The following is a 15,063-nucleotide window of genomic DNA, read 5'->3' as shown; positions in this document are numbered from 1 at the left end:
GCGTTGGCGACCACCACGCGCTCGTACGGGTCGTCGTCGTCCGCCGTGCGCCGCAGCACCGAGGAGCTCTCCTCGACGCGCACGATCCGGGCCAGGGTGTCCTTGGCACCGGACAGGTCGCCGACGATGCCGACCCGGTCGCCCACCACGACGCCCTTGCGGCCCAGTTCGCGGGCTTTCATCGCGGTGATCGTGCGGTCGTCGACCAGGCAGGTCAGCCGACCGCGGTCCACGGTGAGGACGAAGCCCTCGGCCGCGTCCTCGTGCTTGGGCCGGATGCTGGTGCGCGGCCTGCTGCCCCTGCGTCCCGGCCGGACCCTGACGTCGTCCTCATCGGTGTGCTTGCCGTAGCGGCGCATCGCGGGACGCCCTCAGACTCTCGGTCCGGGGGCTTCCGGGGCCGGTCCCGAGGGGAGGCCCAGCATGGCCGTCCACAGGTCGGGGAAGTCGGGCAGCGTCTTGGCGGTGGTCGCGACGTTCTCCACCCGCACGCCCTCGACCGCGAGCCCGATGACCGCGGCGGCCGTGGCCAGCCGGTGGTCGTCATACGTGTGGAAGACCCCGCCCTGCAGCGGGCGCGGGCGGATGCGCAGCCCGTCGGCGGTCTCGGTGACGTCGCCGCCGAGCGCGTTGAGCTCCTTGGTGAGCGCCGCGAGGCGGTCGGTCTCGTGCAGCCGCAGATGGCCCACGCCGCGCAGCACGGACTCCGAGTCGGCCAGTGCCGCGACGGCGGCGATGCCCGGGGTCAGCTCGCCCACGTCGCTCAGGTCCACGTCGATGCCGTGGATCCGGCCGCTCCCGGTGAACGTCAGCCCGGCGTCGGTGAGTTCGTAGGAACCGCCCATCCCGGTGAAGATCTCGCGCAGCGCGTCACCTGGCTGGGTGGTGTGCTCGGGCCAGTCGGGGATGGTGACCCGGCCGCCGGTGACCAGGGCCGCGGCAAGGAACGGCTGGGCGTTGGACAGGTCCGGCTCGACGACCAGGTCCCGGCCGAGCAGCGCGCTCGGCTTGACCCGCCACACGTTCGCCTCGCCGCCCGCCTCCGGGGTGTCGACCTGGGCGCCCGCGGTCCGCAGCATGTCCACGGTCATCCGGATGTGCGGCATGGAGGGCAGGGTGTCGCCCACGTGCCGGACCTCGACGCCCTGGTTGAACCGCGGCGCGGACAGCAGCAGCGCGCTGACGAACTGGGAGGACGAGGAGGCGTCGATCTCGACCGGGCCGCCGTCCAGGGCCCCGCCGCCGTGCACGGTCATCGGCAGGGCGCCGCGCCCGTCGTCGTCGATCCGGGCGCCCAGCGCGCGCAGCGCGTCGATCACGCCGTGCAGCGGGCGCTCGTACGAACGGGGGTCGCCGTCGAAGCGGACCGGGCCGTCGGCCAGGGCGGCGACGGGCGGCAGGAAGCGCATGACCGTTCCCGCGTTGCCGACGTCGACCGTCGCGGGGCCGTGCAGGCCCGCCGGGATGACGCGCCAGGCCTCGCCGCTGTCGGGGCCGCCGCCGGAGGTGCTGGAGACGGTCTCCTCGATGCCCACGCCCATGGCGCGCAGCGCCTCGGCCATGAGGAGGGTGTCGCGGGAGCGCAGCGGGCGGCGTAGCCAGCCAGGTTCGGAGGAGAGCGCGGCCAGGACGAGGCCGCGGTTCGTGACCGACTTCGATCCGGGCACGGTGACGGTCGCGTCGACGGGGGCGGACGCGAGCGGGGCGGGCCAGAGGGCGGTGTGCGCGGGGTTACCGGTCATGGCCCTCACTTTAGTGGCTCAACCGGTGCGCAGATCTTGATCATATGGGGCGGAACCCGACCGAAACGCGGCGATGGAAGGGGAACCGCTCGGTGATTCCTACAGGTTGAGGAGCCAGCGACCGCCGCCGATGAGCGAGCAGAGCGTCACCGCGTAGAAGAGAAACAGCCACAGCGCCGCTGGGACGTTCGTGAGCCGCGCCAGCTGGTCCGCGTCGGAGTCCGGCGCGCCGCCTCGGCGGCGCTTGCCCTGGAGCTCGAAGACCGGGCGCACGCCGCCCAGGAGCAGGAACCACACCGCGGCGTAGGCGAAGGCCGCCTGGATGCCGGAGCCGGTGAGCCAGGAGACGAGGAAGAAGGCCGCGCCGGTGAGGACGACGGTCAGTACGCCGTACGCGTTGCGGATCATCACCAACATCGCGGCGAGCAGCGCGATCGCTCCCCACAGGAGCAGGGTGATGTGGCCGGAGGCCAGGAGCCAGGCGCCGCCCAGGCCGAGCAGGGACGGGGCCGTGTAGCCCGCGGCCGCCGTGAGGATCATGCCGAGTCCGGTGGGCCTGCCGCGCGAGACCGTGAGGCCGGAGGTGTCCGAGTGCAGCCGTATGCCCTCCAGGCGGCGGCCGGTAAGCAGGGCGACCAGGCCGTGGCCGCCCTCGTGGGCGATCGTCACCGCGTTGCGGCTGAACCGCCAGGCGGTCCGCTGCGACACGGCGGCGAGCGCGGCGGCGGCCGTCGCGAGCACCAGCCAGAGGGCCGGGTCGGGCTGGGTTCCCGTGACGCGGTCCCACAGGTCGCCGAGATCGGTGCTGTTCATGGAGGGGCGGCTCCTTGATGTTTTCTGGCGGGCTCCCGGGGGGCCTGACGTTGCGGGAGGTGTCTTAGAAGACGGGTGCGGGCGTGTCGCCGGTTGCGGCGTGAGAGGCATCGCCGGTCGCGGCGTCGTGGCAGTGTGGCACCCATGTGCGGTCGAGACGGTCGAACCCGTCGCTGAGGAGGACTGCTGATGCGCAACGTGACGTATGCGATGGGTGTCTCGCTTGACGGCTACATCGTCGGGCCGGACGGCGGCTTCGACTGGACGGTGCCCGACGAGGAGGTCTTTCGCTTCTGGATCGACGAGATTCGAGACGTGGGCGTCCACCTGATGGGACGACGGCTGTACGAGACGATGCTGTACTGGGAGACCGCCGACCAGGACCGATCGCTCGACGACGCGGAGCTCGAGTGGGCCGCGCTCTGGAACCCGCTCCCCAAGGTGGTGTTCTCCACCACGCTGTCGGCGGTGCAGGGCAATGCCCGCCTGGCTTCCGGCGGCCTGGCGGAGGAGATCGAGCGGTTGCGAGCCGAGCCGGGGGAGGGCGACATCGCGATCGGCGGCGCGACCCTCGCCGCCGAGGCGGCCGCGTCGGGTCTGATCGACGAGTACCGGGCCATGGTCCACCCGGTGCTGGTCGGCGGCGGCATTCCGTTCTTTCCCCGGCACGAGCGCCGGGTGGATCTCGAACTCGTCGAGACCCGCACCTTCGGCTCAGGTGTCCTCTACCTCCGCTACCGCGTGGCGCACTAACGGGCTCGCGCATGGTTGGGTGTTAGACGTCGGGGACGTCGGGGGGTGAGACGTCGAGCGTCACAGGGGTGGTTCGAGATGTGCGGTCGGTATGCGGCGAGCCGGAGTCCGGAGGATCTGGTCGGGCTGTTCGGCGTGGCGAAGTGGGAGCCCGAGGAGACCCTCGCCGCGGACTGGAACGTCGCCCCGACCAAGGACGTCCACGCGGTCCTGGAGCGGCCCGACAAGCAGTCGGACCGGCCCGATCCCGTACGGCAGCTGCGCACGCTGCGGTGGGGACTCGTGCCGTACTGGTCCAAGACGCCCGAGGGCGGCGCGAAGATGATCAACGCGCGCGCCGAGTCGCTGCACGAGAAGGCGTCCTTCCGGCAGGCCTTCGCCGCCCGCCGCTGCCTGCTCCCCGCCGACGGCTACTACGAGTGGGTCACGGGGGCGGACGAGCGCGAGCTGGAGGAGCAGGGCAGGCGGAAGCGGACCCGCAAGCAGCCGTACTTCGTCACGCCCGCCGACGGCTCGGTGATGGCGCTGGCCGGGCTCTACGAGTTCTGGCGCGACCCGACCCTCCCCGGCGACCACCAGCGGGCCTGGTGGGTGACGTGCACGGTCGTCACGACCGAGGCCGAGACGACACCGCTGGCCGGCGGCGGGGCCGGCGAGAACGGGCCCCGCTCGCTGGCCGACATCCACCCGCGGATGCCGCTCGTGCTGCCGGAGGACCGCTGGTCCGCCTGGCTCGACCCGTCCCGGACGGAACCGGATGACCTGCGCCCGCTGCTGGCGCCGCCGGCGGCCGGGACGGTGCGCGCCTACCCGGTCTCGACGGACGTCAGCAACGTACGCAACAACGGGCCCGAGCTGTTGCGGGAGTTGGCGGCGCCCGAGGAGGCGACCCTCTTCTAGGGCGGGCCTCTTGCGGCGGCGGGCCTCTTGAGGCAGGGCCTATAGAGAGTGTTCCTCCGGGTGGGCCCTATGCCGGGTCCTAGTGGGGCCCCATGCCGGGTCCTATGGGCAGGGAAGGGGGCTATGGGGAGGGAGTATGGAGGGGTGATCGAGACCGAGACGGTTCCCACTCCCTCGGGGGACGCCCGTATCACCTGGCACCGCGGCGCCCGCAAGGCCCGGCTCGTACTGGCCCTGGGCCATGGCGCGGGCGGCGGCATCGAGGCGCGCGACCTCCAGGCCTTGGCCGAGGCGCTGCCGGGCCGCGGTGTGACCGTGGCGCTCGTCGAGCAGCCCTGGCGGGTCGCGGGCAAGAAGGTGGCGCCCGCCCCCAAGACGCTGGACGCCGCGTGGACGGCGCTCTGGCCCGCCTTGGAGAAGCCGGGGCTGCCGGTCGTCGCGGGCGGCCGCAGCGCGGGCGCGCGCGTGGCCTGCCGTACGGGCCGGGGTCTGGGCGCGTGTGCCGTGCTGGCGCTGTCGTTCCCGCTGCACCCGCCGGGCAGGCCGGAGAAGTCGCGCGCCGAGGAGCTGACCGGCGCCGGGCTGCCCACGCTCGTGGTCCAGGGCGGGCGCGACCCGTTCGGGCGCCCCGGGGAGTTCCCGCCGGGCATCCGCCTCGTGGAAGTCCCGGGCGGCGACCACGGCTTCGCCGTCCCCAAGGCCCCGGGTACGCGCGAGGAGGCCCTCGCCGTCATCACCGGCGCGGTCGCCGACTGGCTGGACGGGATCGCGTAGGTCCCGGCGGGTCCCGCGCGGGATCCGTGGGGCGGGCGGGCCCCGGCACAACGCGGGAATGCGCCGCGGGCCTCCCGCGTTGTGGGGGGTGTCCGCGTGGAGCCGCACGCAGCCGCACCGGGAAAGGGAGACCGCCGCATGGGTTCGATCCAGTGCTTGGCCCGTCCGCAGACCGCCGATGTGCCGTGGTCGCGCAGGGTGGTGCCGGCGGGGCCTGCCCTCCGTGGAGCGGCGGGCGGGATGGATCGTCGTCTATCCTCCGATTCGAGCGGGTCCGCATCCGGTTCCGCCGAGTCGCTGGAGGAGGTGGGTCCGGTCACCGGCACCGAGGCAGGGACCGACGACGGCCGGCCCGAGGAGACGGCCGCCGAGCGCAACGCGCGCTTCGAGCGGGACGCCCTGGGCTTCCTCGACCAGATGTACTCCGCGGCGCTGCGCATGACGCGCAACCCGGCGGACGCCGAGGACCTGGTGCAGGAGACCTACGCCAAGGCGTACGGCTCGTTCCATCAGTTCCGCGAGGGCACGAACCTGAAGGCGTGGCTGTACCGGATCCTGACCAACACCTTCATCAACTCCTACCGCAAGAAGCAGCGGGAGCCGCAGCGCAGCGCCGCCGAGGAGATCGAGGACTGGCAGTTGGCGCGCGCCGAGTCGCACATGTCGACCGGGCTGCGCTCCGCCGAGTCCCAGGCGCTGGACCACCTGCCGGACTCCGACGTGAAGGCCGCGCTGCAGTCGATCCCCGAGGAGTTCCGCATCGCGGTCTATCTCGCGGACGTCGAGGGCTTTGCGTACAAGGAGATCGCGGACATCATGGCTACACCCATCGGCACGGTGATGTCGCGGCTGCATCGCGGTCGCCGCCAACTGCGCGGTCTGCTGGAGGACTACGCCCGTGAGCGCGGGCTCGTCCCCGCGGGCGCGGGCGCCGCCCCGACCGAGTCGCACGACCGGAAAGGCTCGGGAACATGAGCTGCGGAGACCCGCACGAGACGGACTGCTCCGAGGTACTCGACCACCTCTACGAGTTCCTCGACCGCGAGATGCCCGAGGGCGAGAGCACCAAGCTCAAGGAGCACTTCGACGAGTGCTCGCCCTGCCTGGAGAAGTACGGCCTGGAGCAGGCCGTCAAGAAGCTCGTGAAGCGCTGCTGCGGCCACGATGACGTACCGGTGGACCTCCGGTCCAAGGTGATGGGCCGGATCGAGCTCATCCGTGCCGGTGAGGCCGTGCCCGAGCAGACGGTCCTGGAGCAGGCCGTGGCCGAACACCGGGCCGCCCAGGAGGAGAAGGCCGCGGAAGCCGCCCGGAGGGCCGCCGAGGCCACCGACGCGTAACTGCCGTACTCGTACGGCATATTCGGGCTGCACCGCACCCGCGTCACCCGAAGGTGCGAACCGGGTCTTCCCCTACCTGCCAATACCGCCATGCGCCTGCCGACGCGCGGGCGCACGCCTATTCTCCCCTTCCTGACGCGTGCGCGACCCGCGCGCGGCGACCTGGGGGAGGACGTGGCCATGCGAGCGGTGCCGCCCATAGCACGCGCGTACATCCTGTGCGCCGTGCTGGCCGCCGCTGCCTGCGCCGCTCCCGCGCTGCGGCCCGGCGCCGGGACCCCCTGGGGCGCGGTCGCCCTCCTCGCGCTGCTGTACGCCGCGTGCGAGCAGCTCACCCGGTGCCCGTTCATGGGCCGCCGGGCGCCCACCGGCATGGGCTCGTTCGTGCCCGTGCTCCTCGCCGGAGCGTTTCTGCTGCCGCCCTCGGCCGCCGCGCTGGTCGCCGTGCCCGGGGCGCTGCTCGGCCGCGTCGAACAACACCCCGTGCGGCTGCGGCGGTTGTGGCACGCCGGGCAGCTCCCCCTCGCCTCGTGCGCGGCGGCGCACGCCTTCGGGGCCTCCCCGGGAGGAGGCCGGGACGTCCTGGGCGCCGCCGGGTTCCCGTACGCGCTGCTGCCCGCGTGCGCCGGGGCCGCCGCCTTCTGCCTGGTGCTCGCCGTCCTCGACGGGGGCATCCTCGTGACGGCCGAGCGCCGGTCGCCCCGTACGGCCTGGCGCGGGCTGCTGCTGCGGTCGCTCGCGCCGTATCTGGTGCACGGGCTGGCCGGGTTGATGATGGCGGTGCTGTGGCGCAGCCCGTACGGGCCGGTGGCCTCGCTGCTGGTGCTGCTGCCGATGTACGTCTCCTGCTGGGTCTTCGCGCAGTACCACCGCGAGCGCGCCGCCCACCAGGCCACGATCAGGGCCCTGGTCCAGGCCGTGGACATCAAGGACCGCTACACGCGCGGCCACAGCGAGCGCGTGGGCCGCGCCTCGGTGATGATCGCGCGCGAACTCGGCATGGACGAACACCGCCAGGAGGTGCTGCGGTTCGCGGGCATCCTGCACGACGTCGGCAAGTTGGGCGTCCCGACGAGGCTGCTCCGCAAGGACGGGCCGCTCACTCCGGAGGAGCGGCGGATCATCGAGCTCCACCCCGAGTACGGGCACGAGATGGTCCGCGGGATCGGCTTCCTGGGGGAGGCGAGGGCGGCGATCCTGCACCACCACGAGCGGATGGACGGGCGCGGCTACCCGTGCGGGCTGGCCGGGGCGAGGATCCCGGAGTACGCGCGCGTGGTGGCGGTCGCCGACGCCTTCGACGCGATGACCTCGACCCGCTCCTACCGCAGGGCGCGGCCGGTGGACACGGCCGTGGCGGAGCTGCGGCGGTGTGCGGGGGCGCAGTTCGACCCGCGGATGGTGCGGGCGCTGGCCCGTGCGATCGACCGGCACGGCTGGCACCCGGCTGTCACGGCGGACGGCCTGGACCCGGCGGTTGTCGCGGACGGCCTGGACCCGGCGGGCGCCGGGGACCCGGTGGCGCGCCTGGCGCCGCTCGACCGGGGAGGCGGGTCGTGAAGGAGGATCCCGACGGGGAGCGCCTTCCGCCGCCGGACGCCGTAACGGCTCCGGGGCCGTGCGCGCCCAAAGCCCTTGGCCGAGCGCCTGCTTCGGCCTCTCCGGACCCTCCCGGGTCGCCCGGACCCGCGGTCCTGCCCGCGGCCCGCGCGCCGCTCGGAGCCGAGGGAAGGGGGCGGCACCGGGCCGCGCCGGAGCGGCTCGCCTACGCGCGCGTGCCCGCCGCCGTCCTGGCCGTGCGGATCGTCGCGGCCGTGCTCGGCGGGTTCGGCTTCGCGTGGACGGTGTGGCACGGGGTGGACGACCCGGGGACCGCGCTGGCCTTCGGAGTCCTCATCGCCCTGGGCGAGTTGGTGCGCGGTACCCCCGACGGCCGGGAGGCCGCCCCGCTCGCGGCGGCCGGAGCCCTCGCCTACGCGCTGCTCGGCGAGATCGCCGGGCGCCCCGCCCTGCACGGAGTACCGCAGGTCGTCGCCGTGGTCGGCGCCGCGGCCCTCGCGGGCAGCGCCCCGCACGTGGGCATCGGCCGCGCGCCCGTCTTCGACCACCTCGCGCGCCGCGTCCTCACCGCCGCCTTCGCCGCCACCTGCTTCCAACCGCTCTATGGACACGGCGCGTTGGAGCAGTGGCGCGGCCATGGCCCGTACTACTCGGTCCTGTTGCTGCTCCTGCTGGTCCTCACCTGCCTGTGCGACGCCGTCCTGGGGGCGGCCCTCGCCAAGGCCCGCACCGGCTGGCCCTTCGGGCCGCTGCTGCGGGACGAACTGCGGGGCCTGCTCGGCATCGGGTCCGCGATCTGCGCGACGGGGGTGGTCATCGCGCTCGCGGTGGCTGTCGCCGGGCTGTGGGCGCTGCCGGTGTTCTGCGTGCCGCTGCTGCTCACCCAGTTCTCCTTCCGTCGCTACGCCGCCGTGCGGGCCACCTACCGCCAGACCATCGCCTCGCTCGCCCGCGCCACCGAGATCGCCGGCTACACGCCGGTGGGCCATGCCCGGCGGGTCGCCGGGCTCAGCCGGGCCGTGGGCCGGGAGCTGGGGCTCTCCGAGCCCGATCTGACCGTCCTGGAGTACGCGGCGCTGATGCACGACATCGGCCAGCTCTCCCTCCTCGACCCGGTCCCCTCGGGGGCCACCGAGCCGCTGCCGCCCGAGGACCAGCGCCGGATAGCCCTCCTGGGCGGGGAGGTCGTCCGGCAGACCGGGGTGCCCGACGAGGTGGCCGTGGTCGTCGAGCGGCAGGCCGATCCGTACCGCGAGCAGCCGCTCACCGCACGGATCGTCCGCACCGTCAACGCGTACGAGGACCTGGCGGGCGGCGGTGGGCTGCTGGGCGGCCCGCTGAGCGCCCTGGAGCGGCTGCGGCTGGGCACCGCGCGGGACTACGAGCCGCGGGTCGTCGAGGCCCTCGCGCGCGTGCTCGGGTCCGCCGGCGGAGCGTCCCTGTGAGCGCCGGAAACCGGTCCTTAAGGAGGCCGATTCGTGGAACCCATGGGTAATGAGCGGGTGCGCGGAAGGGCATGGTTGGATGCGGGCAGAGGGGGTTCGGGCCTCGCCCAGGTGGCAAGGAGCAATGGTGAGCGTCGCATCCGGGCTGAGATGACGCGCAATGTGTGGCAGGTTGTCCTCAGGGGAGGCCGGCGCGGGGGACGCCGACCAGGAGGGGGACGTCCTGGCCGTTATCGGCTGACCCACACGGCAAGGGACACGGAGCGAACCGGCAGGCGGGAAACGTGAGGATCTTCGGCAAGGTACGGCACCGGCCCTCCGCCTCGTGGCGGCAGGCGACCGACCGGGCTTTCACGCTGATCGGCAGCGGCCGGTACGAGGACGCCGGAGCCTTGCTGACCCGGGCCGCCGACCTGGAGCCCTGGCTGTCGGAGTCGTGGTTCAACCTCGCCCTGCTGCACAAGTTCCGGCACGACTGGGAGCAGGCGCGGGCCGCGGGCCTGCGCGCCGTGGCCCTTCTGGACCGGGAGGCGGGCGCCCCGGACTGGTGGAACGTGGGCATCGCCGCGACCGCCCTCCAGGACTGGCCGCTGGCCCGCCGGGCCTGGCAGGCGTACGGGCTGAAGGTGCCCGGCGAGGGCGCCCCGGCCGCCGAGCCGGTAGGCATGGAGCTGGGCAGCGCCGCCGTGCGGCTCTCGCCCGAGGGGGAGGCCGAGGTCGTGTGGGGGCGCAGGCTGGACCCGGCGCGGATCGAGGTGCTGTCCATCCCGCTGCCCTCCTCCGGGCGGCGCTGGGGCGAGGTCGTGCTGCACGACGGGGTGCCGCACGGCGAGCGGGTCACCTCCGCCGGCCCCTCGTACCCCGTCTTCGACGAGATTGAGCTGTGGGCTCCTTCACCCGTGCCGACCTGGGTGGTGCTGCTGGAGGCCGCCACGGAGACGGACCGGGACGCGCTGGAGCGGCTGGCGGCCGATGCGGGCTTCGCGGCCGAGGACTGGTCGTCCTCGGTGCGACTGCTGTGCCGGTCCTGCTCGGAGAGCCGGATGCCCAGCGACGAGGGCGACGGCGAGCAGCATCTGGACCCGCACGACCACAGCGAGCCGGGCCATCCGGGCCCCCTCGGGCACCGGACGGCGGGCGACCTGTGGGTGCCGGAGCGGGAGTGCGGCATCGCGGCCCCGGCCGGGCTCGTACGCGGCCTGCTGGACGGCTGGGTCGCCGACAGCCCGGACACGCGCGCGTGGCGGGACCTCGAAGAGGTCTGCTAGCTCTGCCTTCCCGGTCCTCTGGCTCCGCTTTCCCCGTCCTGTAGTCCGCTTTCCGGTGCTGTGGTCCCGCTTCCCGGTCCTGTTGGTCCCGCCTTCCCTGTCCTGGGGCTTTCGGTCCGCGATCCTTCCCGCTGGCCGTACCCTGTACGGGGCTCTTGTACGGGCACCCACCAAGGCATAAGGAAGGCGTACGGCGGACATGGCTGAGCAGGAGAGCGGGCAGCAGGTGGCGGACGAGGCGGCGGGGGCGCCGGAGTTCCTCGACGACACGGTGGACGCGGAGACGCGGGAGAAGGCGCACCGCGAGCGCGGCGCCGCCCGGCCGATCACCGTCGTCGGCAACCCGGTGCTGCACCGGCGCTGCCAGGACGTGACCGCGTTCGACGACCAGCTCGCGCAGCTCGTGGACGACATGTTCGCCAGCCAGTTCGCGGCCGAGGGCGTCGGCCTCGCGGCCAACCAGATCGGTGTCGACCTGCGGGTCTTCGTCTACGACTGCCCGGACGACAACGGCGCGCGGCACGTGGGCGCGATCTGCAACCCGGTGATCGACGAGCTGCCGGCCGAGCGGCGGGAGCTGGACGAGTCCAACGAGGGCTGCCTGTCGGTGCCGACCGCGTACGCCCCGCTGGCCCGCCCCGACTACGCGGTCTGCCGCGGCCAGGACATCGAGGGCAACCCGGTCGTGGTCGAGGGCACCGGCTACTTCGCGCGCTGCCTCCAGCACGAGACCGACCACCTCAACGGCTACCTCTACATCGACCGGCTCTCCAAGCGCGACCGCAAGGACGCGCTCCGGCAGATGGCGGAGGGGACGCCGCGGTACGAGACGGTGCCGAACGACTGACACTCAGGAACGGTTGACCTCAGGAACGGCTGACCCTCAGAAACGGTTGACCCGGGATCGACTGAACGTCAGGAACCACTGAACGTCAGGAACGACCGGCCCTCCTGGGGCATGGTGTAAGGGGCGGGCTCCAAGGAGCCCGCCCCTTACACATGTTGGGATCCGCCTCTCAGGAGCCTAGAAGTCGTCGTCGAAGGCGACCGAACCCTCGACCGCTACCTGGTAGGCGGACGGACGGCGCTCGAAGAAGTTGGTCAGCTCCTGGACGTTCTGCAACTCCATGAAGGAGAACGGGTTCTCCGATCCGTAGCGGGCCGGCAGGCCGAGGCGGCGCAGCCGCTGGTCGGCCACGCACTCCAGGTACTCGCGCATCGAGGCGGTGTTCATACCCGGCAGCCCGTCCCCGCACAGGTCGCGGGCGAACTGCAGCTCGGCTTCGACGGCCTCCTCCAGCATCGCCGTGACCTGCTTGCCCATCTCCTCGTCGAAGAGGTCCGGCTCCTCCTCGCGGACGGTGTCCACCACGGAGAAGGCGAACTCCATGTGCATGGACTCGTCGCGGAAGACCCAGTTGGTGCCGGTGGCCAGGCCGTGCAGCAGGCCCCGCGAGCGGAACCAGTACACGTAGGCGAAGGCGCCGTAGAAGAACAGGCCCTCGATGCAGGCCGCGAAGCAGATCAGGTTGAGCAGGAAGCGGCGCCGGTCGGCCTTGGAATCCAGGCGGTCGAGCTTCTCGACCGAGTCCATCCACCGGAAGCAGAACTGGGCTTTCTCCCGGATCGAGGGGATGTTCTCGACCGCGGCGAACGCGGCCGTGCGGTCGTCCGGGTCGGGCAGGTAGGTGTCCAGCAGCGTCAGATAGAACTGGACGTGGACGGCCTCCTCGAAGAGCTGGCGGGACAAGTAGAGCCGCGCTTCGGGGGAGTTGATGTGCTTGTAGAGGGTCAGCACGAGGTTGTTGGCCACGATCGAGTCACCGGTCGCGAAGAAGGCGACCAGCCGGCCGAGCAGGTGCTGCTCCTCGGCGGAGAGCTTGGCGAGGTCGGACACGTCGCTGTGGAGGTCGACCTCCTCCACGGTCCAGGTGTTCTTGATCGCGTCCCGGTAGCGCTCGTAGAAGTCCGGGTAGCGCATGGGGCGCAGGGTCAGCTCGAAGCCCGGATCGAGCAGGTTCTTCACTGCGGCCGAGGTTGAGGCCGAGGAGGCCGGGGCAGAGGCAGAGGCCGTGGTGCCGGTGGCCGTGGCGCTGGTGCTGGTGCTCGCGGTGGACATTACTGGCAGGCCTCGCAGGACTCGGGGTTCTCAAGGGAGCAGGCGACCGCCTCTTCGGGCGCGGCCTGCTGTACGGGGATGGGGGTGGCGGCCCGGTCGCCGCCGCCGGCCGCGCGGGCGATCCGGGTCGCCGGGCGCGAGCGCAGGTAGTACGTGGTCTTCAGGCCCTTCTTCCAGGCGTACGCGTACATCGAGCTGAGCTTGCCGATGGTCGGTGAGGCCATGAACAGGTTGAGCGACTGGCTCTGGTCGAGGTAGGGGGTGCGGGCCGCGGCCATGTCGATCAGCGCGCGCTGCGGGATCTCCCACGCCGTGCGGTAGAGCGACCGTACGTCCGCCGGGATCCAACCCAGCTCCTGCACCGAGCCGTTGGACTCGCGCAGCGCCTCGCGGGTGCGGGCGTCCCAGACGCCGAGCCGCTTGAGCTCCTCGACGAGATAAGAGTTCACCTGAAGGAACTCTCCGGACAGGGTCTCTCGTTTGAACAGATTGGAGACCTGAGGCTCGATGCACTCGTACACGCCCGCGATCGAGGCGATCGTCGCGGTCGGGGCGATGGCGAGGAGGAGGGAGTTCCGCATGCCGGTCGTCGCGATCCGGGCGCGCAGCGCGTCCCAACGCGCCTGCCACTCCGGCTCCTTGGCCGCGTCCCCGAAGTGGTCCGGGTGCAGTACGCCGCGGGCGGCGCGGGTGGCGGGCCAGGCGGGGTGCGGGCCGTGCCGCTCGGCGAGGTCGCAGGAGGCCTCGTATGCCGCGAGCATGATCCGCTCGGCGACCCGGGTGGAGAGACGGGCGGCCTCGGGGGAGTCGAAGGGCAGCTTCAGCCGGAAGAGGACGTCTTGCAGACCCATCACGCCCAGACCCACCGGCCGCCAGCGCGTGTTGGAGGCCGCGGCCTGCGGGGTCGGGTAGAAGTTGATGTCCACGACCCGGTCGAGGAAGGTCACGGCGGTACGGACGGTGGCGTCGAGCCGCTCCCAGTCCATCGCGCCGTCCGCGCCGAGGTGGGCGCCGAGGTTGACGGAGCCGAGGTTGCAGACGGCCGTCTCACCGTCGTCGGTGACCTCCAGGATCTCGGTGCAGAGGTTGGAGGAGTGGACGACACGGCCGGGCTCGGCGGTCTGGTTGGCGGTGCGGTTGGCCGCGTCCTTGAAGGTCATCCAGCCGTTGCCGGTCTGCGCGAGGGTGCGCATCATCCGGGCGTAGAGCTGGCGCGCGGGCACCTGCTTACGGGCGAGCCCGTCGGCCTCGGCCTTGCGGTACGCGGCGTCGAACTCCGCGCCCCACAGGTCCACGAGCTGGGGCACGTCGGCGGGGGAGAACAGCGACCACTGCGCGTCCGCCGCCACCCGGCGCATGAACTCGTCCGGGATCCAGTGCGCGAGGTTGAGGTTGTGGGTGCGGCGGGCGTCCTCGCCGGTGTTGTCCCGCAGCTCCAGGAACTCCTCGACGTCGGAGTGCCAGGTCTCCAGGTAGACCGCGGCGGCTCCCTTGCGGCGGCCGCCCTGGTTGACGGCGGCGACCGAGGCGTCCAGCGTCTTCAGGAAGGGGACGATGCCGTTGGAGTGCCCGTTGGTGCCGCGGATCAGCGAACCGCGGGAGCGGACGCGGGAGTACGGCAGCCCGATGCCGCCCGCGTGCTTGGAGAGCCGGGCGACCTGGTGGTAGCGGTCGTAGATCGAGTCGAGCTCGTCCAGCGGGGAGTCCAGCAGGTAGCAGGAGGACATCTGCGGGTGCCGGGTGCCGGAGTTGAAGAGGGTGGGGGAGCTGGGGAGGTAGTCGAGGCGGTTCATCAGCCCGTAGAGCGCGGCGACTTCGCCGACCGCCCGCTCCGTGCCGTCCTCGGCGAGACCGCAGGCCACGCGCGCCATGAAGTGCTGCGGGGTCTCGATGACGCGCCGGGTGAGGGGGTGGCGCAGCAGGTAGCGGCTGTGGAGGGTGCGCAGGCCGAAGTAGCCGAACCGGTCGTCCGCCCCGTCCGCGAGGGCGTCTGCGACGAGCGCGTCGAGGCGGGCGGCGTGGGTGGCGACGAACTCGGCAGTGGTGTCGGCGATCAGCCCCTCGCGGTGGCCGACCGCGACCGAGGCGGAGAAGGAGACCGCGCCCTGGCCGGCCGCCTCGTCGGCGATCGCGCGGGTGAGCAGGCGCGCCGCGAGCCGCGAGTAGGCGGGGTCCTCGGCGATCAGCCCGGCCGCGGCCTCGGTGGCCAGCTCCCGCAACTCGGCTTCGCCGGAACCCGCGTTGCGGCCGCGGAGCGCGGCGGCGGCGACCCGGTGCGGGTCGGCGTCGGGCAGGTCGGCGGTGAGGTCGGTCAGGGTGCGCAGCAGCGCGGCCCCGGGGCCGTCGGCG

The 15,063-nt window shown here is 72.7% G+C and carries 13 protein-coding genes and 1 pseudogene; 9 read left to right on the top strand and 5 right to left on the bottom strand.

Features of this window, described 5'->3' with window-relative positions; translation table 11 throughout:
- The 3 genes and pseudogenes from AOK16_RS16060 to AOK16_RS16050 all read right to left on the bottom strand — a co-directional run.
- Positions 1-359: pseudogene (locus tag AOK16_RS16060) on the bottom strand (ribosome small subunit-dependent GTPase A); the annotation flags it as partial.
- A 12-nt stretch (positions 360-371) separates the two neighbouring features.
- On the bottom strand, positions 372-1,742 hold the full coding sequence (aroA, locus tag AOK16_RS16055) for a 3-phosphoshikimate 1-carboxyvinyltransferase (protein ID WP_055472923.1): 1,371 nt from the start codon (positions 1,740-1,742) through the stop codon (positions 372-374).
- 99 nt (positions 1,743-1,841) lie between these two features.
- Positions 1,842-2,555, bottom strand: coding sequence for a M50 family metallopeptidase (locus tag AOK16_RS16050; protein ID WP_055472922.1), 714 nt, complete (start codon positions 2,553-2,555; stop codon positions 1,842-1,844).
- Positions 2,556-2,744: 189 nt separating this feature from the next.
- Here AOK16_RS16050 and AOK16_RS16045 point away from each other — a divergent pair, with 189 nt between their 5' ends.
- The 9 genes from AOK16_RS16045 (at position 2,745) to def (ending at position 11,442) form a co-directional block, all read left to right on the top strand.
- On the top strand, positions 2,745-3,308 hold the full coding sequence (locus tag AOK16_RS16045) for a dihydrofolate reductase family protein (RefSeq protein WP_055472921.1): 564 nt from the start codon (positions 2,745-2,747) through the stop codon (positions 3,306-3,308).
- A 78-nt stretch (positions 3,309-3,386) separates the two neighbouring features.
- The gene (locus tag AOK16_RS16040) at positions 3,387-4,208 is read left to right on the top strand and encodes an SOS response-associated peptidase (RefSeq protein WP_055472920.1); all 822 of its coding nucleotides are present in this window, start codon (positions 3,387-3,389) and stop codon (positions 4,206-4,208) included.
- Between the two features lie 123 nt (positions 4,209-4,331).
- Positions 4,332-4,982 carry an alpha/beta hydrolase family protein gene (locus AOK16_RS16035; protein WP_205627700.1) on the top strand — a complete coding sequence of 217 codons (651 nt, stop codon included), beginning with the start codon at positions 4,332-4,334 and terminating at the stop codon, positions 4,980-4,982.
- 306 nt (positions 4,983-5,288) lie between these two features.
- Positions 5,289-5,957, top strand: a complete 669-nt coding sequence (locus AOK16_RS16030) for a sigma-70 family RNA polymerase sigma factor (protein WP_055472919.1) — start codon at positions 5,289-5,291, stop codon at positions 5,955-5,957.
- Positions 5,954-6,322: a mycothiol system anti-sigma-R factor gene (gene rsrA, locus AOK16_RS16025; RefSeq protein WP_055472918.1), complete on the top strand. Its 369-nt coding sequence runs from the start codon at positions 5,954-5,956 to the stop codon at positions 6,320-6,322. The genes AOK16_RS16030 and rsrA overlap by 4 nt, the downstream gene beginning before the upstream one ends.
- A gap of 180 nt (positions 6,323-6,502) precedes the next feature.
- The gene (locus AOK16_RS16020) at positions 6,503-7,882 is read left to right on the top strand and encodes an HD-GYP domain-containing protein (RefSeq protein ID WP_055472917.1); all 1,380 of its coding nucleotides are present in this window, start codon (positions 6,503-6,505) and stop codon (positions 7,880-7,882) included.
- 215 nt (positions 7,883-8,097) lie between these two features.
- Positions 8,098-9,327, top strand: coding sequence for an HD-GYP domain-containing protein (locus AOK16_RS16015; protein WP_398718121.1), 1,230 nt, complete (start codon positions 8,098-8,100; stop codon positions 9,325-9,327).
- A 284-nt stretch (positions 9,328-9,611) separates the two neighbouring features.
- The gene (locus AOK16_RS16010) at positions 9,612-10,595 is read left to right on the top strand and encodes a tetratricopeptide repeat protein (RefSeq protein ID WP_055472916.1); all 984 of its coding nucleotides are present in this window, start codon (positions 9,612-9,614) and stop codon (positions 10,593-10,595) included.
- Positions 10,596-10,794: 199 nt separating this feature from the next.
- The gene (gene def / locus AOK16_RS16005) at positions 10,795-11,442 is read left to right on the top strand and encodes a peptide deformylase (protein WP_055472915.1); all 648 of its coding nucleotides are present in this window, start codon (positions 10,795-10,797) and stop codon (positions 11,440-11,442) included.
- Positions 11,443-11,619: 177 nt separating this feature from the next.
- Here the strand turns inward: def and AOK16_RS16000 are convergent, their stop codons facing one another.
- On the bottom strand, positions 11,620-12,576 hold the full coding sequence (locus tag AOK16_RS16000) for a ribonucleotide-diphosphate reductase subunit beta (RefSeq protein ID WP_240483597.1): 957 nt from the start codon (positions 12,574-12,576) through the stop codon (positions 11,620-11,622).
- Positions 12,577-12,713: 137 nt separating this feature from the next.
- On the bottom strand, positions 12,714-15,063 hold a 2,350-nt coding region (locus AOK16_RS15995; RefSeq protein ID WP_055472913.1), incomplete at its 5' end, for a ribonucleoside-diphosphate reductase subunit alpha.

The organism is Streptomyces pathocidini, from assembly GCF_001418495.1.
Lineage (GTDB): Bacteria > Actinomycetota > Actinomycetes > Streptomycetales > Streptomycetaceae > Streptomyces > Streptomyces pathocidini.
The sequence above is the reverse complement of the archived record's forward strand: the minus strand, read 5'-3'. Positions and strand labels throughout refer to the sequence as shown.